The 26,394-nt window shown below is 45.9% G+C and carries 29 protein-coding genes and 1 riboswitch; of the genes, 24 read left to right on the top strand and 5 right to left on the bottom strand.

The window, feature by feature from the left end:
- Positions 1-34: 34 nt before the first annotated feature.
- The 3 genes from K8U60_RS09875 to K8U60_RS09865 form a co-directional block, all read right to left on the bottom strand.
- A complete protein-coding gene (locus K8U60_RS09875) occupies positions 35-625 on the bottom strand; it encodes a hypothetical protein (protein WP_223637924.1) in 591 nt (196 codons plus the stop codon).
- A 13-nt stretch (positions 626-638) separates the two neighbouring features.
- Positions 639-1,766, bottom strand: coding sequence for a flavodoxin-dependent (E)-4-hydroxy-3-methylbut-2-enyl-diphosphate synthase (ispG, locus tag K8U60_RS09870; protein ID WP_317851921.1), 1,128 nt, complete (start codon positions 1,764-1,766; stop codon positions 639-641).
- A 176-nt stretch (positions 1,767-1,942) separates the two neighbouring features.
- Entirely contained in the window at positions 1,943-2,467 is a 525-nt protein-coding gene (locus K8U60_RS09865) for a DUF1189 family protein (RefSeq protein WP_223637921.1), read from the bottom strand.
- 167 nt (positions 2,468-2,634) lie between these two features.
- On the opposite strand from K8U60_RS09865, the gene K8U60_RS09860 reads away from it, so the two are divergent.
- The 13 genes from K8U60_RS09860 (at position 2,635) to K8U60_RS09800 (ending at position 15,807) form a co-directional block, all read left to right on the top strand.
- Positions 2,635-4,266, top strand: a complete 1,632-nt coding sequence (locus tag K8U60_RS09860; RefSeq protein ID WP_223637916.1) for a Na/Pi cotransporter family protein — start codon at positions 2,635-2,637, stop codon at positions 4,264-4,266.
- A gap of 222 nt (positions 4,267-4,488) precedes the next feature.
- Positions 4,489-4,968 carry a DUF456 domain-containing protein gene (locus K8U60_RS09855; protein ID WP_223637914.1) on the top strand — a complete coding sequence of 160 codons (480 nt, stop codon included), beginning with the start codon at positions 4,489-4,491 and terminating at the stop codon, positions 4,966-4,968.
- Positions 4,969-5,114: 146 nt separating this feature from the next.
- A complete protein-coding gene (locus K8U60_RS09850; RefSeq protein ID WP_223637910.1) occupies positions 5,115-5,723 on the top strand; it encodes a superoxide dismutase in 609 nt (202 codons plus the stop codon).
- 112 nt (positions 5,724-5,835) lie between these two features.
- Complete coding sequence (locus tag K8U60_RS09845; RefSeq protein ID WP_223637907.1) at positions 5,836-8,013, top strand: peptidoglycan D,D-transpeptidase FtsI family protein; 2,178 nt, start codon at positions 5,836-5,838, stop codon at positions 8,011-8,013.
- Between the two features lie 160 nt (positions 8,014-8,173).
- Positions 8,174-9,145 (top strand): PstS family phosphate ABC transporter substrate-binding protein, encoded by a 972-nt coding sequence (locus tag K8U60_RS09840; protein ID WP_223637904.1) that lies wholly within the window; start codon positions 8,174-8,176, stop codon positions 9,143-9,145.
- Between the two features lie 75 nt (positions 9,146-9,220).
- On the top strand, positions 9,221-10,147 hold the full coding sequence (gene pstC / locus K8U60_RS09835) for a phosphate ABC transporter permease subunit PstC (protein WP_223637901.1): 927 nt from the start codon (positions 9,221-9,223) through the stop codon (positions 10,145-10,147).
- A gap of 1 nt (position 10,148) precedes the next feature.
- Complete coding sequence (pstA, locus tag K8U60_RS09830) at positions 10,149-11,027, top strand: phosphate ABC transporter permease PstA (protein WP_223637898.1); 879 nt, start codon at positions 10,149-10,151, stop codon at positions 11,025-11,027.
- A 28-nt stretch (positions 11,028-11,055) separates the two neighbouring features.
- Complete coding sequence (pstB, locus tag K8U60_RS09825) at positions 11,056-11,868, top strand: phosphate ABC transporter ATP-binding protein PstB (protein ID WP_223637895.1); 813 nt, start codon at positions 11,056-11,058, stop codon at positions 11,866-11,868.
- A 17-nt stretch (positions 11,869-11,885) separates the two neighbouring features.
- Entirely contained in the window at positions 11,886-12,545 is a 660-nt protein-coding gene (phoU, locus tag K8U60_RS09820) for a phosphate signaling complex protein PhoU (RefSeq protein ID WP_223637893.1), read from the top strand.
- A gap of 232 nt (positions 12,546-12,777) precedes the next feature.
- On the top strand, positions 12,778-12,927 hold the full coding sequence (gene rpmG / locus K8U60_RS09815) for a 50S ribosomal protein L33 (protein WP_006830468.1): 150 nt from the start codon (positions 12,778-12,780) through the stop codon (positions 12,925-12,927).
- A 64-nt stretch (positions 12,928-12,991) separates the two neighbouring features.
- On the top strand, positions 12,992-13,567 hold the full coding sequence (locus K8U60_RS09810; protein WP_223637891.1) for a 5-formyltetrahydrofolate cyclo-ligase: 576 nt from the start codon (positions 12,992-12,994) through the stop codon (positions 13,565-13,567).
- On the top strand, positions 13,564-13,761 hold the full coding sequence (locus K8U60_RS09805; RefSeq protein ID WP_223637889.1) for a YqgQ family protein: 198 nt from the start codon (positions 13,564-13,566) through the stop codon (positions 13,759-13,761). Before K8U60_RS09810 ends, K8U60_RS09805 begins: the two co-directional genes overlap by 4 nt.
- Positions 13,762-13,902: 141 nt before the next feature.
- Positions 13,903-15,807 (top strand): LTA synthase family protein, encoded by a 1,905-nt coding sequence (locus tag K8U60_RS09800; RefSeq protein ID WP_223637887.1) that lies wholly within the window; start codon positions 13,903-13,905, stop codon positions 15,805-15,807.
- 84 nt (positions 15,808-15,891) lie between these two features.
- Here K8U60_RS09800 and K8U60_RS09795 read toward each other — a convergent pair whose 3' ends face one another.
- Positions 15,892-16,074, bottom strand: a complete 183-nt coding sequence (locus K8U60_RS09795) for a DUF2759 domain-containing protein (protein ID WP_223637885.1) — start codon at positions 16,072-16,074, stop codon at positions 15,892-15,894.
- Positions 16,075-16,225: 151 nt separating this feature from the next.
- Between K8U60_RS09795 and K8U60_RS09790 the strand changes: the two genes are divergently transcribed.
- Positions 16,226-16,864 carry an MBL fold metallo-hydrolase gene (locus K8U60_RS09790; protein WP_223637883.1) on the top strand — a complete coding sequence of 213 codons (639 nt, stop codon included), beginning with the start codon at positions 16,226-16,228 and terminating at the stop codon, positions 16,862-16,864.
- A gap of 86 nt (positions 16,865-16,950) precedes the next feature.
- On the opposite strand, the gene K8U60_RS09785 is transcribed toward K8U60_RS09790, so the two are convergent.
- Entirely contained in the window at positions 16,951-17,193 is a 243-nt protein-coding gene (locus K8U60_RS09785; RefSeq protein WP_006830462.1) for a DUF2626 domain-containing protein, read from the bottom strand.
- A gap of 315 nt (positions 17,194-17,508) precedes the next feature.
- Here K8U60_RS09785 and comGA point away from each other — a divergent pair, with 315 nt between their 5' ends.
- The 10 genes from comGA (at position 17,509) to gcvPB (ending at position 26,092) form a co-directional block, all read left to right on the top strand.
- Positions 17,509-18,552: a competence type IV pilus ATPase ComGA gene (gene comGA / locus K8U60_RS09780; RefSeq protein WP_223637881.1), complete on the top strand. Its 1,044-nt coding sequence runs from the start codon at positions 17,509-17,511 to the stop codon at positions 18,550-18,552.
- On the top strand, positions 18,506-19,549 hold the full coding sequence (comGB, locus tag K8U60_RS09775) for a competence type IV pilus assembly protein ComGB (protein WP_223637878.1): 1,044 nt from the start codon (positions 18,506-18,508) through the stop codon (positions 19,547-19,549). The genes comGA and comGB overlap by 47 nt, the downstream gene beginning before the upstream one ends.
- A gap of 11 nt (positions 19,550-19,560) precedes the next feature.
- Positions 19,561-19,878 (top strand): competence type IV pilus major pilin ComGC, encoded by a 318-nt coding sequence (gene comGC / locus K8U60_RS09770; RefSeq protein WP_223637875.1) that lies wholly within the window; start codon positions 19,561-19,563, stop codon positions 19,876-19,878.
- Complete coding sequence (gene comGD / locus K8U60_RS09765; protein ID WP_317851923.1) at positions 19,860-20,303, top strand: competence type IV pilus minor pilin ComGD; 444 nt, start codon at positions 19,860-19,862, stop codon at positions 20,301-20,303. Before comGC ends, comGD begins: the two co-directional genes overlap by 19 nt.
- A 40-nt stretch (positions 20,304-20,343) precedes the next feature.
- Complete coding sequence (locus K8U60_RS09760) at positions 20,344-20,592, top strand: hypothetical protein (RefSeq protein ID WP_223637872.1); 249 nt, start codon at positions 20,344-20,346, stop codon at positions 20,590-20,592.
- Positions 20,580-21,020, top strand: a complete 441-nt coding sequence (gene comGF / locus K8U60_RS09755; protein WP_223637856.1) for a competence type IV pilus minor pilin ComGF — start codon at positions 20,580-20,582, stop codon at positions 21,018-21,020. The genes K8U60_RS09760 and comGF overlap by 13 nt, the downstream gene beginning before the upstream one ends.
- A gap of 203 nt (positions 21,021-21,223) precedes the next feature.
- Positions 21,224-21,736, top strand: coding sequence for a shikimate kinase (locus K8U60_RS09750; protein WP_223637853.1), 513 nt, complete (start codon positions 21,224-21,226; stop codon positions 21,734-21,736).
- Between the two features lie 142 nt (positions 21,737-21,878).
- Positions 21,879-21,970, top strand: a riboswitch (glycine riboswitch).
- Positions 21,971-22,140: 170 nt separating this feature from the next.
- Complete coding sequence (gene gcvT, locus K8U60_RS09745) at positions 22,141-23,241, top strand: glycine cleavage system aminomethyltransferase GcvT (RefSeq protein WP_223637850.1); 1,101 nt, start codon at positions 22,141-22,143, stop codon at positions 23,239-23,241.
- Positions 23,242-23,268: 27 nt separating this feature from the next.
- Positions 23,269-24,636: an aminomethyl-transferring glycine dehydrogenase subunit GcvPA gene (gene gcvPA, locus K8U60_RS09740; protein WP_223637833.1), complete on the top strand. Its 1,368-nt coding sequence runs from the start codon at positions 23,269-23,271 to the stop codon at positions 24,634-24,636.
- Positions 24,629-26,092, top strand: a complete 1,464-nt coding sequence (gcvPB, locus tag K8U60_RS09735; protein WP_223637831.1) for an aminomethyl-transferring glycine dehydrogenase subunit GcvPB — start codon at positions 24,629-24,631, stop codon at positions 26,090-26,092. Before gcvPA ends, gcvPB begins: the two co-directional genes overlap by 8 nt.
- The last annotated feature ends 302 nt before the right edge of the window (positions 26,093-26,394 follow it).

The following is a 26,394-nucleotide window of genomic DNA, read 5'->3' as shown; positions in this document are numbered from 1 at the left end:
AAAACCCACTCTCGCTTTTTGTTGGTATCAACTGCTATTTGCCGCTCAATGTCTTCTGGATGCTGAATTCATTTTTGACCCATTCATTCGCTTCGAGCCAATCGTAAACGCGTATGACGTTGTCAGGTACCGGCTGCCGGTTATAAGGGGTGTCGAACAGGACAACTGGGATATCCAGCTCTTCTGCGATCTCCACGGCATTATCATGTTTGTCCTCGAAGAACAAATGGACATTGTGGCGCTTCGCTGTTTCGATTTTCTTATGGGAGCCGATCAACTCGATATGGTCATAGGCGATGGCATGTTCTGCGAACCAATCGAAAGTGACGTCGCGGACATTGTCACCTCTGGCTGAAATGTAATACAGTTCATATTGGTCTTTCCAGTTGTTCAGGATGTTCTTGGCATTTTCCGAAACCGGTGAAGCCGCGTAAATCTGCGGCTCGGAATCCCGGAACCAGGAATAGAATTCACCCTGAGCCAGATGGGGAAGGGCAGCGGTCAAATCATATTCCTTGATATCATCCAATGTCAATTCACTCTTGAACTTTTCATTTATGTGAGGGATGAGCGACGTTGGTGAAGTCACAGTCCCATCAATATCAATTCCAAAACGGTATCTCAATGTGCTCACAACCTTATACTTGTTGTTGTTCCATTTCTTTTTCTTTTTTCTCTGCAGCTTGCTTCGCGAAATACTCTTCCGCCAATTTATCGATTTCGACCTTCAATTCGTCGACCATGGTTTCTTCCGGAACTTTCCGGACGGTTTTGCCGTGCATGAACAGCAAGCCTTCGCCGCGTGCACCGGCGATGCCGATATCCGCTTCACGTGCTTCACCCGGTCCGTTGACTGCACAGCCGAGAACAGCCACTTTCAATGGCGCTTTGATGTGGGAGATGTATTCTTCCACTTCGTTGGCGATTGCAATCAAGTCGATTTCGATGCGTCCGCAAGTCGGGCATGAAATCAGGGTTGCTGCGTTAGAGGAAAGGCCGAAAATCTTCAGCATTTCACGCGCCACTTTAACTTCCTCGACTGGATCAGCACTCAATGAAACCCGAAGTGTGTTGCCAATGCCTTTGGCGAATAACGCTCCAAGGCCGGCAGCACTTTTCACTGTGCCGGAAAACAAGGTACCAGATTCCGTGATTCCGAGATGCAAGGGATAATCGAACGCTTTTGAAGCTAACTCATAGGCCTCGACAGCCAGGCTGACATCTGATGCTTTCAATGAAACGATGATGTCATGGAAATCAAGATCTTCCAGGATCTTAATGTGGTGAAGGGCACTTTCAACCATGCCTTCAGCTGTTGGATAGCCGTATTTCTCAAGGATTTTGCGTTCCAATGAACCAGCGTTGACGCCGATACGGATCGGAATGCCTTTTGCTTTTGCGGCATTGACAACAGCTTCCACTTTTTCGCGGCGTCCGATGTTGCCTGGGTTGATGCGGATTTTGTCTGCACCTTGTTCAATAGCGATCAAAGCCAATTTATAATCAAAATGGATATCCACTACGAGTGGAATATTAATGCGTTCTTTGATGGCGCCGATTGAATACGCAGCTCGCTCATCCGGGCAGGCTACACGGACTATCTGGCATCCTGCTTCTTCCAGACGCAGAATTTCAGCCACAGTCGCTTCTACATCGTGCGTTTTGGTGGTTGCCATACTCTGTATAAATAATTCATTGCTGCCGCCGATCGTCAAATCTCCGACTCTTACGGGGCGTGTCTTTGAACGGTGTGTCATTTCGCTCATGAAAAAATCTCTCCTTTTTGATGGTGGCCTGTTCTATCGGCTCACATATCTTTGTCCAGCAACTGTCGGATTTCCCAAAAGTTGTCGGCTCTATTCCGTTACCTATAGCCATTTTAGCAGTGTAGCGCTCAAAAAGACAAGAAAGACGGCTGATTATCACCGTTCTTTACAATAATTTAACGTACTGTTTGTGTCTTTTGCATCGGTGGTTTTTTTGGATAATAACCGACAGCCAAATACAAATACAGGATGGTCAGCAGGCTGGTGGCAAGTGAAACGCCCAAGCCGAAATCAAAAAAGCTTAAAATAAATGCCAGCAATGTCGGAACTGTGACACTGAGAGCGGCCGTTCTCCATAAGTGTCGGTATTCACCGCGGCGTTTTCTGGCGTTTAATATCCACAAGCCAATCAGCGCGAACAAACTGATCTTGATGAAATGATAAAGAGTAGTGGAAACAAATAAAAAAATCAAAGCAAAGGGGTAAAGCAGCCATTCAATATCCTCCACAAATTCAATGAGGCCGTCTATACTGCTGGTCGTATCACCTAAACCGAGGGTCCATTCAACAAAAGAGGCGACTGTCAAAAGAGCCACAAAAACAAAAATAAACTGCATAATTTTGCCGATGGTCATAATACGGACGGCTGCCTGTCTTTTAGGTTCCATCAAACTCGCTTTGAATAATTGATATATATTCACGATCATCTTCCTTTCATCTATATAATAATCGTACCATGTCGGAAGAAGAAAAAAATCCTGCTTTGTTACGGGAATGTAAATTTTAAATAAAGGTGTTTACAAATTCTAAGTAAACTATTCATAATAGGTTAGGTGTGAATATGAAATTTAGGAGTTGAATAAGTATCGTGGAAATGAACTGGCAAGAAATCCTCTTTTCCTTTTTTGGCGGATTAGGGATTTTCCTATTTTCGATTAAGTTTATGGGTGATGCTTTGCAGAAAGCAGCAGGCGATAAACTTCGCGACATCCTGGACCGCTTTACGACAAATCCATTCATGGGTGTCCTGGTCGGGATAATCGTAACCATCTTAATTCAATCAAGTTCAGGTACGACCGTAATCGTTGTTGGATTGGTTAGTGCCGGGTTTATGACATTGAGACAGGCAATTGGTGTCATCATGGGTGCGAATATCGGTACTACTGTCACAGCCTTCATCATCGGGCTGGATGTCGGAGCTTACGCTTTACCGATCATGGCAGTCGGAGCCGCAATGATTTTCTTCTTAAAGAAAAATCAGATTCAAAACATCGGACAGGTCATTTTCGGTTTTGGTGGACTTTTCTACGGTATGGAACTAATGAGCGGGGGCATGAAGCCGCTTCGTGAATTGCCGGCCTTCATCGATATGACGATCAGTCTAAGTGAATTCCCGATTCTTGGTGTTGTCGTCGGTACAGTATTTACGCTGATTGTTCAGAGCTCCAGTGGTACAGTCGCAATTCTGCAAGGGCTTTACGATGAGAACATCCTGACGCTTGCAGCTTCCTTGCCGGTTCTGTTCGGAGATAACATCGGAACGACCATTACAGCCGTCCTTGCAGCGTTAGGGACGTCAATCGCGGCGCGCCGTGCTGCAGCAGTGCACGTGCTGTTCAATATCGTCGGTTCGGTCATTTTCTTGATTTTACTGATTCCATTTACCGCTTACGTAGAATGGATATCCGGAGTACTGGCATTAGAACCGAAAATGCAGATTGCCTTTGCCCACGGATCCTTTAACGTAGCGAATACAATTATTCAATTTCCATTAATAGGTGCCTGGGCATATTTGGTCACAAAAGCCATCCCGGGTGAAGAAGTATTGGTTGAATTTAAACCAAAACATCTCGATATCCATTTCATCGAACAATCACCATCAATTGCACTTGGACAGGCAAAAGAAGAAATCCTGCGCATGGGCGAGTATTCAGTCCAAGGATTGCAGGAAACTTATTCCTATTTGATGACCAAAAGCAAAAAGAACGCGGAAATGGGTTATCAGCTGGAGGATGCCATCAATAATCTCGACAGCAAAATCACAGATTACCTGGTGCTCATTTCAGCTGAATCCATTTCAGCAGCTGATTCCACTCGCCATACGATGTTGATGGAAACCGTCCGGGATATTGAACGGATCGGAGACCATTTTGAAAACATCATTGAATTGGTCGATTATCAGGAAAACAACAAAGTGAAAATCACCGAAGATGCAATGGAAGATTTAACGGAAATGTTTACATTGACTATTGCAACGGTCCAAAAAGCATTGAATGCATTAAATACGACCAGCCATGAGCTGGCTCGTGAAGTGGCCGAACAGGAAGACCTGATCGACAAAATGGAGCGCAAATTCCGTAAAAAGCACATCCTGCGCTTGAACGAAGGCGCATGTACAGCACAAGCTGGAATCGTCTTTGTCGACATCGTCAGCAACCTGGAACGCATCGGTGACCACGCAGTAAATATCGCAGAAGCGATCTTGGGTAACAGAGCTTAATTAGAAAAGCGGAAGCGCCCGTGTAGATTCGACGGGCATAAGACAGACCAGCAGTGTGGCGTTTTTTGCCACGCAGCTGGGTTGGCTTATGACACTAGAATCTGGGCGCTTCAAGCACAAAGCAATAACAAAAAACACAAAAAGCTCTTTTTCATCACGCTTTACATTTTAAAAAATGTAGGGCACGATGGAAGAGAGCTTTTTTATAGGGAGGAATACAAGATGGAGGTAATCGGCTGGATTGTCATCCTGCTTTGTTTCGTAATCGGTTTTATCGGTTTGGTTTACCCGATCATACCGGCAGTGCTGTTCATTTTCGGCGGCTTTGTCATGTATGGGCTGTTTTTCAGCTTCAGCGATCTGCCCTGGTGGTTCTGGGCGATCCAAAGCCTGTTCGTCATTCTGCTGTTCGGAGCGGATGCCATCGCCAATGCCTTTGGCGTCAAAAAGTTCGGCGGTTCCAGAGCCGGCTTATGGGGCAGTACAATCGGCTTGATCATCGGACCTTTTGTCATCCCCATCATCGGCATCCTGATCGGTCCATTTGTCGGCGCCATCATTGCAGAAATCCTGTTCAATAAATCTTCTTTGAAAAAGTCGTTTCTTTCCGGAATCGGCTCTGTCGTCGGATTCATCACGTCCGTCTTCACCAAAGGAATCATTCAGGTAGTCATGGTCGTTATTTTCTTTTTCACCATTTGAACCGGTCCAATCCCACAGACTGCTAAATCAGGTTAAATCAGTCAAAGGTCTGAATAAAAGGATTTGCCGTGCATTATGTTTGTGTAGGTCAGAAAATTTTGATAGGCTAAGAGAGTAGACCAATAGACTCAAGGAGGAATTTTATCATGGCATATGAATTACCGGAATTACCTTACGCGTACGACGCACTTGAACCGCACATCGACAAAGAAACAATGAACATTCACCACACAAAACACCACAACACGTACATTACGAACGTAAATGCGGCTTTAGAAGGCCACGAAGATCTAGCTTCAAAATCTGTGGAAGAATTGATTTCTGATTTGAACGCAGTACCTGAATCAATTCGTACTGCAGTTCGCAACAACGGCGGCGGACATGCCAACCACTCGTTATTCTGGAAGCTATTGTCTCCAAACGGCGGCGGCAACCCGACTGGCGCTCTTGGCGAAGCAATCAACAGCAAATTCGGAAGCTTTGACGAATTTAAAGAAAAATTCGCAGCTGCCGGCAAAACTCGCTTCGGTTCAGGCTGGGCTTGGCTTGTTCTTTCTAACGGCGAATTGGAAGTAACGTCAACTCCTAACCAGGATTCACCATTGATGGAAGGCAAAACGCCATTGCTTGGCCTTGATGTTTGGGAGCATGCTTACTACTTGAAGTACCAAAACAAACGTCCGGATTACATCAATGCATTCTGGAACGTAGTGAATTGGGAAGAAGTATCCAACCGTTACGAAACATCGAAATAATTGTCACTAATTGAAACTTTGCACACACTTTTTCGTCTGAAAAAGTGTGTGCTTTTTTTTGTGTGATGATATACTGAGAAGTGGATATTTTTGCGAAAGGAGCAAACGCCTCATGAAACCGCCTCAAAAAAGACGCGTATCCCATGCGAGAGTGAAACTGCAGTCCAATACCGTCTTTCGGATGAATATCCTCTTTTTCACCATTTTCTTGTTGTTTTCCGTACTGATCCTCCGGTTAGGGTTTCTCCAGATCGTTAAAGGAGAAGACTACGCACGTGCAATAGCGAGGACTGAAGAAGTCCCTGTCAACACCAGCGTGCCAAGAGGCCGCATCTTTGATAGCGAAGGGCGGATTCAAGTCGACAACACACCGGTCAATGCGATCACTTATACAGCGATGCAAACGACCAAAAGAGAAGAAATGCTGATTGTGGCAAAAGAATTGGCGAATTTGATCGAAAAAGACGATGACAAAGTGACACTCCGGGATAAACAGGATTTTTATATACAATTGAACACCGAAAATGCCAACAAAAAAGTCACGGATGAAGAAAAAGCGGCAATCGCCGCTGAAGACATCACCGAAAAGGAAAAGCAGCGTAAGCTGGATTCCTTAGTCAGAGACAAGATCACTGACGAAGAACTGGCGAGTTTAACTGCTGAAGACTTGGAGATTCTTGCCATCTATCGGGAAATGACTTCCGGCTATGCACTGGCTCCCCAAATGATCAAAAATGAGGGCGTCACAGATGAAGAGTTTGCGCGTGTCTCGGAGCGGCTGACTGACCCAAAACTCAAGGGCGTCAATACCGTCACGGATTGGAAACGCGTCAAATCAACTGATTTGACGATACTTGGGAGCACGACGACGCCAGAAACCGGAATTCCTGCCAATAAACTGGATTATTACCTGGCACGCGATTACTCGCGCAACGACCGCGTCGGCATCAGCTTTTTGGAACAGCAGTATGAAGACGTGCTGCAGGGGCAAAAGTCGGTCGTCAAAAATATCACAGATGGTCGAGGAAGCGTCATCGAAACACTCCCTGTAGATGAAGGGGAAGCGGGTAAAGACCTCGTTCTTTCTATCGACAGCGAATTGCAGAGCGAACTTGAAAAAATTGTCGAAGATAAATTGCTCCAGTTGAAAGCAGGTCCGAGTTCTAAATTGGTGAAAGATGCTTACTTGGTGATGATGAATCCGCAGACTGGAGAAGTCCTTTCAATGGTAGGAAAGCGTCTCGGGAAAGATGAAAACGGCAAGCAGGTTATCAACGATTACGCGTTCGGCAGTTTTACAGCCGCTCATGAAATGGGATCGACCGTCAAAGGTGCGACGCTATTGACCGGTTATTCGCAGGATGTAGTTGATTTGAATGAAGTCCAGATTGATGAACCGCTGAAATTTGCGAGTACACCTCAAAAGAACTCCATTTTCAATACGCAGTTGTTCAACCGCATTCCCATGACGGATCTGATGGCCATCGAGCGTTCTTCCAACGTCTATATGTTTAAAATTGCGCTGAAGATTGCAGAAGCCGAATATCAATATAATCGAGGTTTGTATGTGGATCCAAAAAGCTTCGAAGTCATGCGGAATTCATTCGCACAATTTGGACTTGGCGTAAAAACGGGCATTGATCTGCCGAATGAAGCGCCAGGTTTTATTGGTGGAACTTCTCCTGGCCCTAAACTTCTCGATTTAGCCATTGGGCAGTTCGACACGTATACACCGCTGCAATTGGCGCAGTATATTTCAACCATCGCCAATGATGGATTCCGGATGGAGCCGCATGTTGTCAAAGAAATCCGCAAAGCTTCCAGAGACGGTGAAACACTGGGGCCGATCGAAACCATTATTGAACCTAAAATCTTGAATCGCATCAATAATACGCAGGAAGAAATCGATCAGGTTCAAACCGGTATGCGCAATGTGTATATAGGAAGTTCCGGCTCGGCTCGAGCCCAGTTCGCTGATGCACCTTATACGGCAGCCGGGAAAACCGGAACAGCCGAAGTGTGGTTCTATGAAAAGGATCATGAAATGAACGGAGCCTATGCCATCAATATTGCGCACGTCGGCTACGCACCATTTGAAAATCCGGAAATCGCCTATGCAGTAGTGATTCCGTTTGTCACGACCGATCCGAAGAATGTGCCAAAAGCCAACAATGAAATCGCCCGCGCAGCGGCTGATAAATACTTTGAACTAAAAAATAAAGAAGCAGGATCCGCCTCTAATCTAATTAAACCGCCTTACAGCGATTCAGTTATAGTGGAAGGCGAGTAAAGCAAAAACCAGGGAAGTTCTCTTGAATGAGAACTTCCCTGGTTTTTTATTGAGAAAAAATCAATTTACAATTTCTTAACATAGCCTTTATATGTCCTCAACAAATGCTGTTTATAGTGGAGAATGTAAACAAACATAATCAATAGGGGGAAACAACTCAATGAGAAACTGGAAATTCGCGATGGCTTCAACAATTCTTGGATCGGCTTTAATTCTGGGTGCATGCGGCAGTACAGAAGAGTCTGGTGATACCGGTACACAATCAGAACAAACCAGCTCTGATACAGCTGGAGAAGAAGCAGCTGTTGAAGGAACTGTAGCTGGCGACGGTTCTTCGACCGTGGCACCGATCATGGAAGGCATAGTGGAAGAATATGCAGGTGCGCAACCAGATGTCCGAGTGACCGTGGGTGTTTCAGGTACAGGCGGCGGATTTGAAAAATTCATTCAAGGCGAAACCGATTTCTCTAACGCTTCACGTCCGATAAAAGAAGAAGAAGCTGCGAGCCTAGAAGAAGCGGGTGTCGAGTACACTGAATTCCAATTGGCCTTCGACGGTTTGTCAGTGGTCGTCAGCCAGGAAAATGACTGGGTGGAAGACTTGACAGTTGAAGACCTGAAAAAACTTTGGGTAGAAGATGGTTCCACTAAAAAATGGTCGGACATTAATCCGGAATGGCCAGATGAAGAAGTGGTTTTCTATGCACCGGGAACAGATTCAGGGACGTTCGATTACTTTAACGAAGTTATTCTTGAAGAAGAGGATCTTGTCAGCTCAGCAACACTTTCTGAAGACGACAATACATTGGTTCAAGGAATTCAATCAGATCCAAATGCCATTGGATTCTTCGGCTATGCGTATTACGTTGCCAATCAGGATACATTGAAAGTCGTGACAATTGATGGGGTTGAACCAACTAATGAAACGATTGAATCAGGAGAATATTCACCATTGTCACGCCCGTTGTTCACTTATGCAAGCAACAAAGCATTGGCTGAAAACGAAGCGGCCTACGATTTCATGAAGTACACGCTTGAAAATGCAGGCGCTATGGCAGAGGCTGTCGGTTATGTTGCTTTGCCACAGGAAAAGTATGACGAAGGTCTAGCTGCTTTAGAAGCTTTGAAATAAAAATACGTACCAGTCTAGTTTAGTCTGAGGGTGAGCAGCCACTGCTCACCTTTTGCGGTTGAAAGGGGATTCTATATGCGACCATCTGTACAGGAAATGATCGCGAAGTCGAACGGCAAGAAAAAAAAGAAAGTGCTCGAAAAGATCATTCCAATCATTCTTTTCCTGATTGCTTCTGTTTCAGTTTTGACATCCATCGGGATTGTTTTGACATTGATATTTGAAACCATCACCTTCTTTACACGTGTTCCAATTTTTGATTTTATTTTTGGCACTACCTGGCTGCCGTTTTCCAATAACGAAGCACAATTCGGCATTTGGCCCTTGATTATCGGTACGCTGAAAGTGACCTTAATTGCGATCATCGTAGCAGTGCCTATTGGGATATCAGCAGCAATTTACTTGAGCGAATACGCCAGCGAAAATGTTCGCCGTGTTGTAAAACCTGTGCTCGAGGTATTGGCAGGTGTCCCGACGATTGTCTATGGATTCTTCGCATTGACATTCGTGACACCAGTGCTTCAGGCAATCTATCCGGAAATCAAAATCTTCAACGCGATATCTCCCGGAATTGTCGTGGGCATCATGATCATTCCCATGATTGCCTCATTATCGGAAGACGCTATGTCATCTGTGCCAAAAAGCATTCGCGAAGGGGCATTGGCGATGGGATCAACCAAGTTTGAAGTAGCTTGGAAGATCACCATACCAGCAGCGCTTTCAGGAATTGTGGCATCAATCGTTTTGGCAGTATCCAGAGCGATCGGTGAAACCATGATCGTTTCACTTGCTGCCGGGTCAACACCACGATTCGACGGTGATTTTACCGACTCGATTCAGACGATGACCGCTTATATTGTGCAGGTATCAAAAGGGGACGCCGGATACGGAACAACAATTTATTATTCCATTTACGCGGTGGGATTCACGCTTTTCCTTTTCACCATGGCCATGAACATCCTTGCGGGCTACGTCTCGAAGCGTTTCAGGGAGGAATATTGATATGAGATACATCGAACAGCAAACAGTAGTCAAACGAATGAATGGCAGATTGATTGCCAATGCCATCTTCAAATACATTTTCCTTGCAGCAACCTTATTGGCTTTATTGGCATTAGTCATTTTGCTTTTCCGCATTGTTACGCAAGGAGCGGGAAATCTATCGATTGATTTCTTGACTAATTTCGCTTCTCGCTTCCCGGACCAGGCAGGAATCAAAGCCGCATTGGTTGGCTCTTTATGGCTAATGATGGTTGTCGCACCGACTTCAATCATCCTGGGAGTCGGATCAGCAATCTACTTGGAAGAATACGCAAAGCAAAACCGCATTACAAACTTTATCCGAATGAACATTTCCAATCTGGCAGGCGTCCCATCAGTCGTTTTCGGATTGCTTGGACTGACTATATTTGTTCGTGCTATGGCACTGGGAAACAGTATTTTAGCTGCAGGATTTACAATGAGTTTATTGATTCTCCCTGTTATTATTGTTGCTTCACAGGAAGCGATCCGCGCAGTTCCGGGTGAATTGCGTGACGCATCCTACGGTATGGGTGCCACTAAATGGCAGACCATTTTGAAAATCATACTGCCAGCAGCTATTCCGGGAATTCTGACCGGCAGCATCCTGGCACTGTCGCGCGCCATCGGAGAAACGGCACCGTTAATCGTCATCGGGGTGCCAGTCATCATCCAGTTTTTGCCGTCCGGTGTCATGGACACCTTCACGGCGCTGCCGATGCAGATCTATGACTGGGCAAGCCGCCCTCAGCAGGAATTCCAAGCGGTGGCAGCAGCCGGAATCATCGTTTTGATGGCTGTATTGCTGTTCATGAATTCCATTGCCGTTATCATCCGCAACAAATTCGACAAACGTTATTAACGCAAATTATGTGGAAGGGGTTCTGCAAATGACCACCATTGTTACAAAGAAACCAGCAAAAGAGACAGCATCAATCCAGCCTCAAAAAAAGGCGGTTTATGAAACCAAGCAGCTCAATCTTTGGTATGGCAACAACCATGCATTAAAGAATATCGATCTTGAAATTATGGAAAATGAAGTCACGGCGATCATCGGACCTTCAGGATGTGGAAAGTCGACGTACATCAAGACCTTGAACCGAATGGTCGAATTGGTGACGTCCGTTAAAACTTCAGGTGAAATCCTGTATCGCGGACGCAATATCTTTGATCAGGATTATGGAGTAGAGGAACTTCGGACACGCGTCGGCATGGTTTTCCAAAAACCCAATCCGTTTCCAAAATCCATTTATGATAATGTGGCATATGGGCCACGGATCCATGGCATCAAAAACAAGAAAATCCTTGATGAAATCGTCGAAAAAAGTTTGCGGGGAGCTGCTATATGGGATGAAGTGAAAGATCGCCTGAACGAAAATGCCTACAGCATTTCCGGCGGACAGCAGCAGCGGATCTGTATCGCCCGCGCATTAGCGATCGAACCGGATGTCATTTTGATGGATGAGCCGACTTCGGCACTCGATCCGATCTCAACCTTGAAAGTGGAAGAATTGGTCCAGGAGTTGAAAAAGGATTACAGCATCATCATCGTGACGCATAATATGCAGCAGGCTGCGCGCATTTCAGATAAGACCGCATTCTTTTTAAATGGGGAAGTGGTGGAGTTTGACCATACAGATACAATTTTTTCAAATCCATCCGATAAGCGGACGGAAGACTATATTTCAGGCCGATTCGGCTAAAGAAGGAGGCGGAGTTTTTGTCAGTACGTGAAAAATTCGACTTTGAATTGAATTCTGCTCAGGAGGAATTGATTTCACTGAGCACCATGGCGGTCAACGCCTTGAATAAATCAATGGAGGCCTTGATTTCGCAAGATGTGGATGCAGCGTTGGAAGTGATTGAGGACGATAAAGATATCAATCAGCTGGAAGAGTATATCAATGACCGGGTCATTTTGTTGATCGCCAAGCAATCCCCAGTGGCGACTGACTTAAGGCGTTTGATCGTCACGATAAAAGTAGCGTCGGATATGGAGCGTGTGGGAGATTATGCGGTCAATATCGCAAAAGAGACTATACGCATCGGCAACCAGGAACTATTGCCGCAGATCGGACAGATCCAGCAAATGCAGAAACTTGCTGTCGCTATGCTTCGCCAGGTAATCGACGCATTTGTCGAAGAGGACGTCGTGAAAGCAAAGGAAATTGCTGAACTGGATGACCAGGTAGACGAGTTATATGGGGATGTCATCCGCAAACTGATGCGTGCGGGAGGAGAAAATCCGGACAGGCTCAGCCAAATCACCCAATTGGCATTCATCAGCCGTTATATGGAACGCTCTGCCGACCATGCGACCAACATTGCCGAACAATTGTTTTATATGGTCCGCGGACAGCATTATGATCTGAACAAATAAAAAAGTGCAAGGCCATGTTTTTGCCTCCTGGATTGTCGGAGCGTCATCGACAATTTATGTCAGAATAAATGAGTACCGGGAGCGAAAAAGCTGCCGGTCTTCTTTTTATTTTGAAAGGTTCAAATTAATGGGTTTTTACAGTAGACTTTATTCCGGAATATGCTATAATAATTAAGTCGTATAGATCACGCTTATTTACAAATGATCTTTGAAAGAATTAGGAGGGATACCGATGCGTGTTAACATCACTTTAGCTTGTACAGAATGTAGCGAACGTAACTACAGCACTGTTAAAAATAAGCGCAACAACCCTGAGCGTCTTGAAATGAAAAAATATTGCTCACGTGAAAAGAAAATGACAGTACACCGTGAAACGAAGTAATTCATTGATTGCCAAAACCTTTTAGGGTTTTGGCTTTTTTCTTTGTAAAGGAGCGGGTGTTGATATGGATAAAAGTACACAGCGAAAAGAAGTGCTGGCTTCACTAAACAATATGGCGATAGAAGAATATAAAAAGAAGTCGGAACAAGTGATCAGCCGCTTGATGGAAGACCCTGCATTTTTGGCAGCGGAAACCATCGGCATGACCATTTCCGCATTTCCCGAAGTGGATACTTTCGATTTGATGGAAAAATGCTGGGCTGCGGGCAAAAAAGTAGCCGCACCGAAATGCCTGCCGGCGAGCCGGGGCATGGATTTTCGGATGATCGAGCACAGGGATCAATTGGAAGTGGTCTATATGAAATTGCAAGAACCGATTGTTGCGAAAACTTTATACATAAAACCGGGTGACATCGACCTATTGATTGTGCCGGGTGTGGTTTTTTCCAAGCAAGGCTATCGAATCGGCTTTGGCGGTGGCTATTACGACCGGTTTTTGGCAGGTTACCAGGGTGTCACACGTTCTTTGGCTTTCGATTGCCAGATAGCGGAGTCGATTCCGGTGGAAGCCCATGATCTGCCGGTACAAGGGATCTATACGGAAAGCGGCTTTATCAATGCAGAGGCGGTGAGTGAATGAAGAATTTATTCGATGTCATGCAATTACTGAAACGCTATGGCACAATCATCTATACAGCTGATTACAAGGCCGATCTTGAATTGATGGAAGATGAAGTCAAGGAGCTGTATCGACTGCAATTTATTTCTGCAAAAGAATACGCTTCTGCAATCCTTATTCTCCGCCAAAAGAAATTGGAATATGACAAGAAATAAATTCGTCCCACGAAACTTTCTCCGATTTTCTTCGTCTAGAATAAGGCTAATTACTTCATTTGACTGCAAATTTCTTCTATACTGTACTATTATGATGTAATTGTTAAAAAGAATTCGAACGAATTAGGAGGATGTCTGCGGATGTTGAAAAAAGAATGGCCGAAACATTCCATACTGGCAATTGCCATCATCACGACATGGCTAAAAACATATATTGTTTATAAGACCAGTTTTTCAATCACAATTGAGAATTTATTGCAGGAATTCATATTATTCATTAACCCTTTAAGCATGCTGTTATTCATTTACGGAATATCACTGTTCTTCAAGAGCGAGAAAGCCAAGAACCGATATATGGTATCGATTGCCGTCATTACATCGATTGTGCTATACGGAAACGTCGCCTTTTACCGCTTTTTCAGTGATTTCATCACGTTGCCTGTCCTGTTCCAGACCGAGAACTTCGGCGATCTGGGATCGAGTGCGGCAGCCAGTGTCTTCTGGACGGATCTTTTCTACTTTTCAGATGTACTGGTTATTCTGCTGGCAATCAAATTCATCAACGTAAAACAGGATAAAGTGGTTTCTTCTTCCGTACAGCGCAAGACCTATTACGTTTTGGCACTTGCGGTCCTGTTCTTCAATCTGGGGCTTGCTGAAGCGGAGCGTCCACAATTGCTGACCCGCAGTTTTGACCGCGAGATGCTGGTGAAAAACTTGGGCATGTACAATTATCATCTCTATGATATCTATGTCCAGTCCAAATCACAGGCACAGCGTGCGTTGGCTGATGGCTCTGAGCTTGTTGAAGCCAACAACTATGTGCGGGCCAACCAAATAGAACCTTCGGAAGATATGAAGGGAATAGCGGAAGGCCGAAACTTGATCGTCGTCACCTTGGAATCACTGCAAAGTTTCGCAATCAACAGTGAAATGAACGGACAGACGATCACACCGTTCCTGAATTCTTTGACAGAAGATGAAGATACGATCTATTTCGAGAATTTTTATCACCAAACAGGCTTGGGCAAAACCTCGGATTCGGAGTTTTTGCTCGAGAATTCACTTTATCCGTTAAGCGGTGGAGCGGTGTTCTTTACCCATAGCGGAAATACCTACAATTCCATGGCTGAAAGCCTCGGCGAAAACGGCTACTCGACAAATGTCCAGCACGCCAACACAAAGAGCTTCTGGAACCGCGATATCATGTACGAATCGATGAACATCGATGAATTCTATGATATTGAAAGCTTTGAAGTCGGTGAAGGCGAAGCCGTCAACTGGGGCATGAAGGATATTCCTTTCCACGAGCAATCAGTCGAACATATGACTGAGATGCAGCAGCCATTTTACAGCCGTTTGCTGACATTGACCAATCATCATCCGTTTACGTTGGATGAAGAAGATAAATTGATTGATGAATACGATTCAAATTCAGGAACATTGAACCGTTATTTCCAGACATCGCGTTATCTGGATGAGTCGATAGAAGTTCTTTTTGACGAACTGAAAGAAAAAGGGTTGTATGAAAACTCGATCATTGTCATGTATGGCGATCATTACGGAATTTCCGATAATCATAACGAAGCCATGACACAATATCTGGGTGAAGAAGTGACGGATTTCACTTCTGCTGAATTGCAGAAAGTTCCTTTCTTTGTTCATATTCCAGGATACGGGGAAGGCTACGTCGACGATGAAGTGGGCGGGCAAATTGATATGCGTCCGACCATCATGAATATGATGGGGATCGATACGTCAAAAGATATTCAGTTTGGCGGGGATCTTTTCTCAGAAGAGCATGAGGAATTTGTTGTTTTCCGCGATGGTCGATTCGTCACAGATGAAGTGGTTTATGCGGGAAATGTCTGCTATGACAAAGAAACCGGTGAACCGACAGAACAGGAACTGTGTGCGCCGTATATAGAGCAGGCATTTACAGAACTTGAATATTCCGAGTCGATCATCAATGGAGACCTGCTGCGTTTCTACGATGAGGAAGATGGCCAGTTGACCACGATTCCAGATGTGGAACTGGAACGATAAAAAGAGAGCGCGCATTGCGCCCTCTCTTTTTTTTTTTTTGCATGAAAAAAGCCGATGCGTTTGACGGCATCAGCTTTTTCTTGATTAATGAAGTGCTGGTGGATAACCTTGCGTGATAAGTGTAGCAATAGTGAAGCCGCCAAAAATTACAAACGTCCCAAAGTTAAAAAGAAAACCGAGGATTTCTTTGTTTTTAAGCGTTTGTACGGTGCCGACAGCTGCAAGAATTGCAATAAGTCCAAAAATAACCATTAAAATCCAACTCATCGATGACACTCCCTTCAACTTAAACAGCCAGTGCCGCTTTGTTCTCTTTATATTGTAAAGATAATCCGCTGTTTTGTCGAGGACAAAAAGTGTCATTATCTTGACAGTCCTGCAATATGCGGCGTGTTATAATCGAAGGGAGGTGAAGAAGATGTTGAAAATCGACCAATTGGAGCTGGGACCTGTCCAGACCAACTGTTACATTATCTCGGACGATCAGAAGGAATGCCTGATTTTCGATCCCGGGGAAGAAAGTGCCAGAATCCATGCGCTGTTGAAAAAGAAGAACCTGAAGCCTGTAGCAATTCTGTTGACGCATGCCCATTTCGATCATATCGGAGCAGTCGATGAGATAAGGGAGCGTTATTCGATTCCGGTTTATTTGCACCATCTGGAGAAGGACTGGCTGGGCAAGCCTAATTTAAATGGCTCAGGAAAGTATGCCGCATTGCCCGATTACCGGATTAAAGACGCAGATGTCCTGCTGACAAATGAGAAGCACCTGCAGATCGGTTCTTTCCAGATGGATATTTTTCATACTCCTGGGCATTCCCCTGGCAGTGTAAGCTTTTCATTCGGCAATGAAGGATTCGCCATTGTCGGCGATACGCTGTTCCGCGGAAGCATCGGGCGAACGGATCTGATAGATGGTTCCGAGAAAAAGCTGCTGAAGTCCATCCACGACTCGTTGCTGACACTACCTGAACACATGATCCTCTATCCAGGGCACGGCCCGGAAACGACCCCACAGCAGGAAATGAACAGCAACCCGTTCCTTACCGGTTTTTAAGCCATTAGTTAACCGTCAAGAAGCAAACAAATAAAAGGTCTGTCGGATTTCTCCGACAGACCTTTTATTTGTTAATTTCATTTTGATTAATGTCCAGCACCAGGAACGTGGATGAACGTAGAGTAATAAGTGAAGCCTACGAAAAATACTGTTAGATAGGCGCCAAAAATATACAAGTACATACGTTCAGAAATATTTAAGAATCCAAGAAGAACAAAAAATCCGGTGTTAGCGACCATTAATAATGATACTTCAACCATATCGCCTACATAAAAGAGAACTGCAAATATACCAGTCCACCATCCCATTAATTTAAACATATTATTCATGGGTAATCCCTCCTTTGCCACAACACAATAATCTCTTATTTATTATATAGGAAATAGAGTGAGTGTGTAAACAGCGAGTTCATCTTTCTTTGTGACAAACAGGTGGACGGCTGCAGCCGACAGATCGTTTCCGCGAAAAAGGCACAGATCCATTCTTCAGAAGCCAAAGTCAACGGACACCAAAAATAAGATTTGGCGCGTATCCGGGGTTCAAATTTTTATTTTGGCGAATAATATTCCTTTCTCAAAAAGAGCCGGTTATACTATGTGGGAGCAGAGAAGCAGCCTTTGTTCAAACCGAAACAGGAGGTGGATATGCAATCGATAATCGAACGCCGCTGTGTTGAACTTTTGCACGACGCGGCGAAAAATGGCACGACAGACATCCACATCAAACCCGAACCATCCTGCTACACCGTTTCTTACCGTTCGTTCCAAAACCTGCGGCAAGTAACACAACTCCCCTTTGACTTGGGTGATCGCATGATCGCTTATTTCAAATACCTATCCCTTTTAGACATGAGTGAACGAAGAAAACCCCAAACCGGTTCATTTCAACTTCCCATCGATCAGCTCTCCCATTATTTTCGAATTTCGACCTTGCCTTCCGTATTGACCAAGGAAAGCATCGTCATCCGGATCATGCCCGACGCTAACACACAATCCATCCATCAACTGGCAGCTTTCCGTGACTCAGCGCGCCTGCTGGAAAAATTGTCCGAAGCGTCCCAGGGACTTATTTTGTTTACGGGCCCAACAGGTTGCGGAAAATCGACCACTTTATATTCGTTGTTGAAACATTGTGCGGAACAGCTGAACCGGAATATCATCACTCTTGAGGATCCGGTGGAACGCAAAAACCAGTCCATTCTGCAGATCCAGGTGAACGAGAAAGCCGGCCTCAGCTATTCTGCAGGCTTAAAAGCGATTCTCCGGCACGACCCGGACATTATCATGATCGGAGAGATACGAGACGCTGAAACAGCCCAAATTGCGGTTCGTGCGGCCTTGACGGGGCATTTAGTCTTTTCGACCATCCATGCGAGGCATTCGGTCGGCTGTCTGCACAGATTGCGTGATCTCGGCGTGTCGTTTGAAGACATGGCCCAAACGCTGATTGCGGTGTCGGCCCAAAAAATCATTCCGATGTTTTCGGACATTGGGCAATCAGAGCCTTGCCACCGTGCCCTCTATGAAATCCTTGATGGCGAGCGGCTCGAGGAGGCGCTGCAGTCTGCGGTTTTGAAACAATCCTATACATTGCCGAGTTATTTGACGTTTGATGGGCAAGTCCGGGAAGGGGTGAAGATCGGTGCGATTCAAGCTTCCTATGCACTCAGACAAGATCCGTCTTCGTGACCGCGAGCAATTCCTGACACGTCTGGCTGTCCTGATGAAAGAAGGCTACCTGCTGCCGGTAGCGCTCAGCCTGTTGCTGCCGATGCATACCACAAAGCTGCAGGAAACTTTGGATGGCATTACCGATATCTTAAAAGGCGGAGGCAATGCGGCAGAAATCCTGAAATTCTTAGGATTTAAAGACCATGTGCTATTTCCGGTTGAAATTGCGGAATACCATGGGCGCTTGCCGGAATCGATAGACAGCATTGCAAAAAGTTTTGCGCGAACCGAACAGGTGCAGAAAAAGTTGAAGAACATTTTAATCTATCCGGTATCCCTGCTGATTTTCACTTCTGTGCTGTTCCTGTTTTTCCGGACCAGCTATGTGCCGAATCTAACCGAGATGATGGAGTCGCTTCAATCAGGAGAGGAAGGTTCCGGCGTTCCGGCCTATTTGCTGAGTCTGCCTGACTTTTTCATTGGGATTTTTGCGGCCGTGGCCATTTCGGTATCTGCCTTCAGGATGCTTTTGAAGCGGCAGGCGATTCAAAAACAAATCGACTGGCTGCTTGCCATCCCAGTCCTTCGAAGCTTCATGAAGCTGTACTGGTCGCATTTGCTGGCGCGTGAACTTGGGACTTTGCTGCATAGCGGCATTTCCATGCAGGAGTCGCTCGACCTGCTGCAGCGTCAAAACTATCATAAAATCATCCAGTTCATGACACGGCTATCTCATGAAGAATTGATGATGGGTCAGACATTCTCCACATCACTTGCGCATTTTTCATTTGTGTCCAGAGATATGCCCGCTTTTGTCCAGCATGGTGAAATGACGGGCTATTTGGGGAAAGAATTGATTCTATACAGCGAAGTGCTGATGGAGCGGATCGAGCAACAGACGCAAGCCTTGCTGCGTATTATCCAACCGAGCTTTTTTATTATGATTGCCGTCTGTATCGTAGGCGCCTATCTGGCGATTCTGATGCCGATGTATAACCTGGTCCATACCATTTGAGGAGGAAGAATATGCGCTTATTAAAAAACCAAAAAGGATTTACGTTAATTGAAATGTTGATTGTTATGCTGATCATCACTGTACTGATTGCAATTGCAATTCCGAACGTCACGAAACAATCATCGGCAGTTGATGAAAAAGGTTGCAAAGCATTTGTCCAGATGGTCCAGGGGCAGGTCGAGTCCTACCGGATGGATCTGAAAGTGGTTCCGACTTTAACAGATCTGGTTTCGGAAGGGTATTTGAAAACAGGGGAAACAGATTGCCCGAACGGTGATGTTGTGAATATTTCGGTTGATGGAGTGGTGACATCTACAAAATCATCCTAAAAGAACAGGGCTTCACGCTGTTGGAGATGCTGCTGGTGCTCGCTGTGCTGATGGCAATTGTCGCAATCTCGATTCCGGGTTATCAAAACCGAATGGTCCAAAAAGAAGAACAGCGTTTTTTTGAGGTCCTGCAGCAGGATGTCTATTTCGCACAGAGCCAGAGCTACGCTTCAAAACAGACCGCAAAAATCATTTTCAGGGAACCTAAAGGAAGCTACGAAATATTCACAGATCTGCAATCAGTTGCTGTATCCAGAAAACTTCCCGCTACTGTGACGTTAAAGAAGACCAGCAACCTCAACGAAATCTATTTCAATTCAAACGGTTCAGTCGTCCAGTCCGGAACTTTCCGTTTTGCGACGAACAGCGGAGAAAAGACAGTAGTCGTCCATCTCGGGAGAGGGAGAGTGGTTTTTTCTGAATGACAAAGGAATTTCCTGGGCAGAAACCATGGTCAGCCTGTTCATGGTTTTCATCATTTTCGGCAGTTTGCTTCCGATTATGCTCAGCATGCAGCAGAGCCTGCAAGAGAAAAAAGAACGCGTCAGCGCATTTGAAACTTTGCATGAAGCGGCCAGGGAGATAAATTCGACTGGTGCATCAAATGGACAGCGGACCGTCAACGGCATCGTCTACAGCTGGGTGATGGCTGGTGAGCTTTGTGTCGATTATGCAGATTACAAAGGGCAACGGGAGCGGCTATGCGCCGAATAAACCGGTTGGACGACAAAGGCTTTTCATTTATCACGTCGATATTCGATATGCTGGTGCTGCTGACGGTGCTGCCGCTGATCGTGTTGTTCTACAGTTTCGCGCTCAGTTTTACGGAAGACCTGGATCCGCACCGGGTGGAGTGGCAATTGTTCGCGGTCGATCTGCAAAGTTACGTGAACAACAGCGATTCACTTGAAATCATCGATGGAGGAAGCGGAATCCGTGTTGTCCAGATGGAGGAGGAGTTTGACATTGAACTGTATACCAATATGATCCGCAAACAAAAAGAGAGAAAAGGCCACGAAGTCATGTTGACCCGTGTACGGTCCTGCCATTTCTCATTGGATGGGAATACGCTGAAGGTCCGTACTGAGTTCACCACAGGCAGTCTGGAAGAGGCGGAGTATGTTTTTACGCAGCCTCAATAACGAGAAAGGTGCCGTCTATCCCATAGCAGTCGTCTTTTTCCTGTCGGCCCTGATGCTGTTATCCCACACCCTGATGCTCTATTCCATCCAATATAAAACGTATGATGGTTTGGAAAATATGCATAGACATGCTACGATACAACTACTAATGGAAAATGAGCAAAAAAAAATACCTGAGTAGAGGTAAGTATCGGGTGGGTAGGATGAACAGAATATATTTGATTGGATTCATGGGCTGCGGGAAAAGCGCGGTCGGCAGGAGGCTGAGCTTCCTGTTAAAACTGCCCTTCTACGATATGGACAAAGAAATCGTCCGACAGACAGGGAAAACGATTCCGGAAATTTTCGAGCAGCATGGCGAAGAATATTTTCGGGAACTGGAAACGCAGTTTTTGCAAAATTTTAAAAACGATTATTGCATCATCTCCACGGGCGGCGGCGTCACCATGCGGAAAGAAAACCAGAAAATCATGAGGAATACGGGTTTGGTGTTATTTTTGGATGCGCCGTTCCGCGAAATCTGGCGACGGATTCACCGGGATCCGAATCGTCCGATTGTCCGCCAATCCACTCGTGACGAAATCGAAGCGTTGCATAAAGCGCGCTACCGGGATTATAAACAAACTGCGCATATCACCATCCGGACAGAATACCGGACCTTGCGCCAGATTACACAATACGCTGCTTTTCAAGTAAAACGTTTAAAAGGCGAATGATTTGATTTCAATAAATCAAATCATTCGCCTTTTGGCCTTCTAAAGAAAAAAGTTTGCGCTTTCTCTCTTTCAATGTTAGGATATATTCAAAGTTATACTATTCTGTATAACGGTTTGGACCAATCAATTTTGATTTGGGCGGATGATTGTATGGGGAGAGAACGCACATGCGTCGCCGAAGGAGCAAGTAACAGAAGTTATGAATCTCTCAGGCAAAAAGACTCGTACAGGACGCATCTCTGGAGAATGCTGCATGTCAGCTACCAACGAGGAAAGCCATTATGGTAAACTTTCAGGTTCCAGGACAGAGATTTCCCTTTAAAGGGAAATCTCTGTCCTTTTTTCGTGTCCAGGCTCGTAGTGAAGCTGGCCGGAAGGGTTTTGAAAAATGAGGAGGAAAATCATTGGCACAGTTAAAGCGTACACCTCTGTTTGAAATGTATTCGAAATATGGTGGCAAAACAATTGATTTTGGTGGTTGGGAACTGCCTGTGCAATTTTCGAGCATCAAAGAAGAACATGAAGCGGTCAGAACAAAAGCAGGACTTTTTGATGTATCGCATATGGGTGAGATCTTCGTAACAGGAGCAGACAGTTTAGACTATCTCCAGCATCTCGTAACCAATGATGTGTCCAAAATCCAGGATGGCCAGGCGCAGTACACAGCGATGTGCTACGAAGATGGCGGTACCGTGGACGATCTATTGGTTTACAAGTTGGCCGACGAGCATTATCTATTAGTCGTTAACGCGTCCAATATCGAAAAGGATTTCGCTTGGATGGAACAGGCCAAAACAGGCGACGTGGCATTGGACAACGCTTCTGAACGCTACGGTTTATTGGCATTGCAGGGTCCTTTGGCTGAAGCGGTGCTTCAGCGCCTGACAGAGGAAGACCTTTCGGCAATCAAACCTTTCCGCTTTAAACAGGATGTGGAAGTGGCTGGACAACAGGTCATTTTATCCCGGACCGGCTATACCGGGGAAAATGGCTTTGAAATTTATGCAGCACCTGAAGCACTGGCCGTTCTATGGGAAAACATCCTGTCTGAAGGACAGCCGGAAGGTGTTGTGCCGGTAGGTCTTGGCGCCCGTGATACCTTGCGTTTTGAAGCGTGCCTTGCTTTATACGGCCAAGAATTGTCGAAAGACATTACACCTCTTGAAGCCGGCATCAACTTTGTGGTGAAATTGAAGAAAGAACAGGATTTCATCGGCAAACAAGCATTGGCCGAGCAAAAAGAAGCAGGAGTCCCGCGTAAATTGGTGGGCATTGAAATGATCGACAAAGGCATTCCACGCCATGGTTATGCGGTTTACGCAGGAGACAAAAAAATCGGAGAAGTGACTACAGGCACTCAATCGCCGACCTTGAAAAAAAACATCGGGCTGGCTTTGGTTTCAAGTGAATGGGCTGAAGTGGGAATCGAACTGGAAGTTGAAATTCGCAACAAACGATTAAAAGCGAAGACAGTGGAAACACCATTTTACAAACGATCCAACTAATCTAACTTGAAAAGGGGACAGCACTCGATGAAACATCGCTATTTACCAATGACTTCTCAAGACGAAAAAGAAATGCTGGAAACGATCGGCATCGAATCCATCGATGAATTGTTTTCGGATATCCCGGAAAAAGTTCGTTTTAAAGGCGAATATAATATCAAAGCAGCCAAATCAGAGTCTTCATTGACAAAGGAATTGGCTCAACTCGCGGCAAAAAATGCCGACACCAACCGTTACGCTTCTTTCCTGGGAGCTGGCGTCTACGACCATTACAAGCCGATCATCGTGGATCATGTGATTTCGCGTTCTGAATTCTATACAGCTTATACGCCTTACCAGCCTGAGATCTCTCAGGGTGAGTTGCAGGCTATTTTCGAATTCCAGACGATGATCAGTGAATTGACGGGCATGGATATCGCCAACTCTTCCATGTATGACGGTGGAACGGCACTCGCCGAAGCTGGAATGCTCGCTGCGGGACACACGAAACGCAAAAAAATTCTGGTATCGAATGCAGTCCATCCGGAGTCGCGTGCTGTTGTCCGCAGCTATGCACTTGGCCAGTCGATCGAGGTTGTGGAAATTCCATTGAAGGACGGCCATACCGACCTGGATGCATTAAAAGAGATGATCGATGAAAACGTCGCAACCGTGATGATCCAATACCCGAACTTCTTCGGACAGGTTGAAAACCTGAAGGAAATCGAACCGATCGTCCATGAAGCCGGCGCGTTATTGTCCGTTTCTTCCAATCCGTTGGCGCTAGGCGCATTGACTGCTCCTGGCCAACTCGGAGCAGATATCACAGTGGGCGATGCACAGCCTTTCGGTATTCCGGAAGCATTCGGCGGGCCTCATTGCGGTTATTTCGCCGTCACAAAAAAATTGATGCGCAAAGTACCGGGCCGTTTGGTCGGCGAAACGACGGATGAAGAAGGCCGCCGTGGATTTGTGTTGACCCTGCAGGCGCGTGAACAGCACATCCGCCGCGACAAAGCGACGTCTAATATCTGCTCGAACCAAGCCTTGAATGCATTGGCTGCATCGGTTGCCATGACGGCACTCGGCAAAGTCGGCACACAGGAAATCGCCAAACAAAATATCGTGAAAACCCATTATATGAAGCAGCAATTGAAGAAAGCGGGTCTTGAAATTGCGTTTGAAGGTGCCCACTTCAATGAAATCGTCGTGAAAACAAAAGAGCCTGTCAAACAGTTAAACGACCGCTTGTTTGAAAGCGACATGATCGGCGGCTATGATCTTGGATTGAGCTATGAAGAGTTTACTGGCCATATGCTGGTTGCAGTCACTGAACAGCGGACAAAAGAAGAAATCGATGCATTTGTGCAGGAAGTTGCTGCAAAAGTGCAGGAAGTGGGGGCTACTCATGCATAAGGACAACCAAGCGCTAATTTTTGAATTGACCAAAGAAGGCCGCGTTGGCTACAGCCTGCCGACGCTTGACGTACCGGAAGTCGACTTGAGTGAGCTCTTGCCGGCTGATTTGATCCGTACGGAGGCAGCTGAACTGCCTGAAGTATCGGAACTAGACATTATGCGCCATTACACAGCCTTGTCCAACCGTAACCACGGCGTGGATTCAGGTTTCTATCCACTGGGCTCCTGCACCATGAAATACAATCCGAAAATCAACGAAACCGTTGCGCGTTTCCCTGGATTCGCAAACATCCATCCATTGCAGGATGAAAAAACGGTTCAAGGAGCTCTTGCTTTGATGTTCGATCTGCAGGAGCATCTGAAAGAAATCACCGGCATGGATGAAGTCACGCTGCAGCCAGCTGCGGGTGCACACGGGGAATGGACCGGATTGATGATGATCCGTGCCTACCATGAAGCGCGGGGCGACTTGAAACGAACGAAAGTTATCGTTCCCGATTCGGCACATGGCACCAATCCGGCGTCAGCGACCGTTGCTGGATTTGAAACCGTGACAGTTAAGTCAAGCGATCAGGGACTTGTAGATCTCGAAGACCTGAAGCGTGTAGTCGGAGACGATACGGCAGCATTGATGCTGACAAATCCGAATACGCTTGGCCTGTTTGAAGAGCAGATCCTTGAAATGGCAGCCATCATTCACGAGGTCGGCGGCAAGTTGTATTATGACGGCGCCAACTTGAACGCGGTAATGTCAAAAGCACGTCCGGGAGACATGGGCTTTGATGTGGTTCACTTGAACTTGCATAAGACCTTCACTGGACCTCACGGCGGCGGCGGACCTGGATCTGGCCCAGTCGGCGTGAAAAATGACTTGCTTCCATATTTACCGAAACCGGTATTGGTGAAAAAAGACGATGCCTATACGTTCGACTACGACCGCCCGGATTCCATCGGCCGCGTCAAGCCTTTCTACGGCAACTTCGGCATCAACGTACGTGCCTATACGTATATCCGTTCCATGGGGCCGGATGGCCTGAAGGCAGTGACGGAATATGCAGTATTGAATGCCAACTATATGATGCGCAGACTGCAGCCTCATTTCGATTTGCCGTACGACCGCCATTGCAAGCATGAGTTCGTATTGAGCGGCCGACGCCAGAAAAAATTGGGTGTCCGTACATTGGATATGGCAAAACGCCTGCTTGACTTCGGCTACCATCCGCCAACGATCTACTTCCCATTGAATGTGGAGGAAGGCATGATGATCGAACCGACGGAAACTGAGTCCAAAGAAACGTTGGATGCCTTCATCGATGCGATGATCCAGATTTCCAAAGAAGTGGAAGAAAATCCGGAAATCGTCCAAAATGCACCGCATACCACGGTTATCAACCGTTTGGACGAAACGAAAGCTGCGCGCAAGCCCGTGCTTCGTTACTATAAAGACGAATAATATCTTTAAAAAGGCGTGGAAGCTGTTCAGCCTCCGCGCCTTTTTCTTATGTGCAGCAATAAAACCGATGAGCCAAATTGGAGCGTCCCGGTTATTTTTTTGTGTGTCGACTTTCGTCCTGTGGTTTTCCCGTGCATTGTGCCTGGCTGAAATTGTCGTCAAATCAAACGGATAGCTGTTTAAATGGTGATGGGCAGTTGTTGTCTCCCCAATAGTCCAGAACCCGTCAGAAACGACAGCGGACGGGTTTAGGGCGAGTTCAGAGCCTGTGCCGATGGCCAAATGATGAGGAAGCATTTCCC

This window comes from Planococcus circulans, from assembly GCF_020023385.1.
Taxonomy (GTDB): Bacteria; Bacillota; Bacilli; order Bacillales_A; family Planococcaceae; genus Planococcus.
The sequence above is the reverse complement of the archived record's forward strand: the minus strand, read 5'-3'. Positions and strand labels throughout refer to the sequence as shown.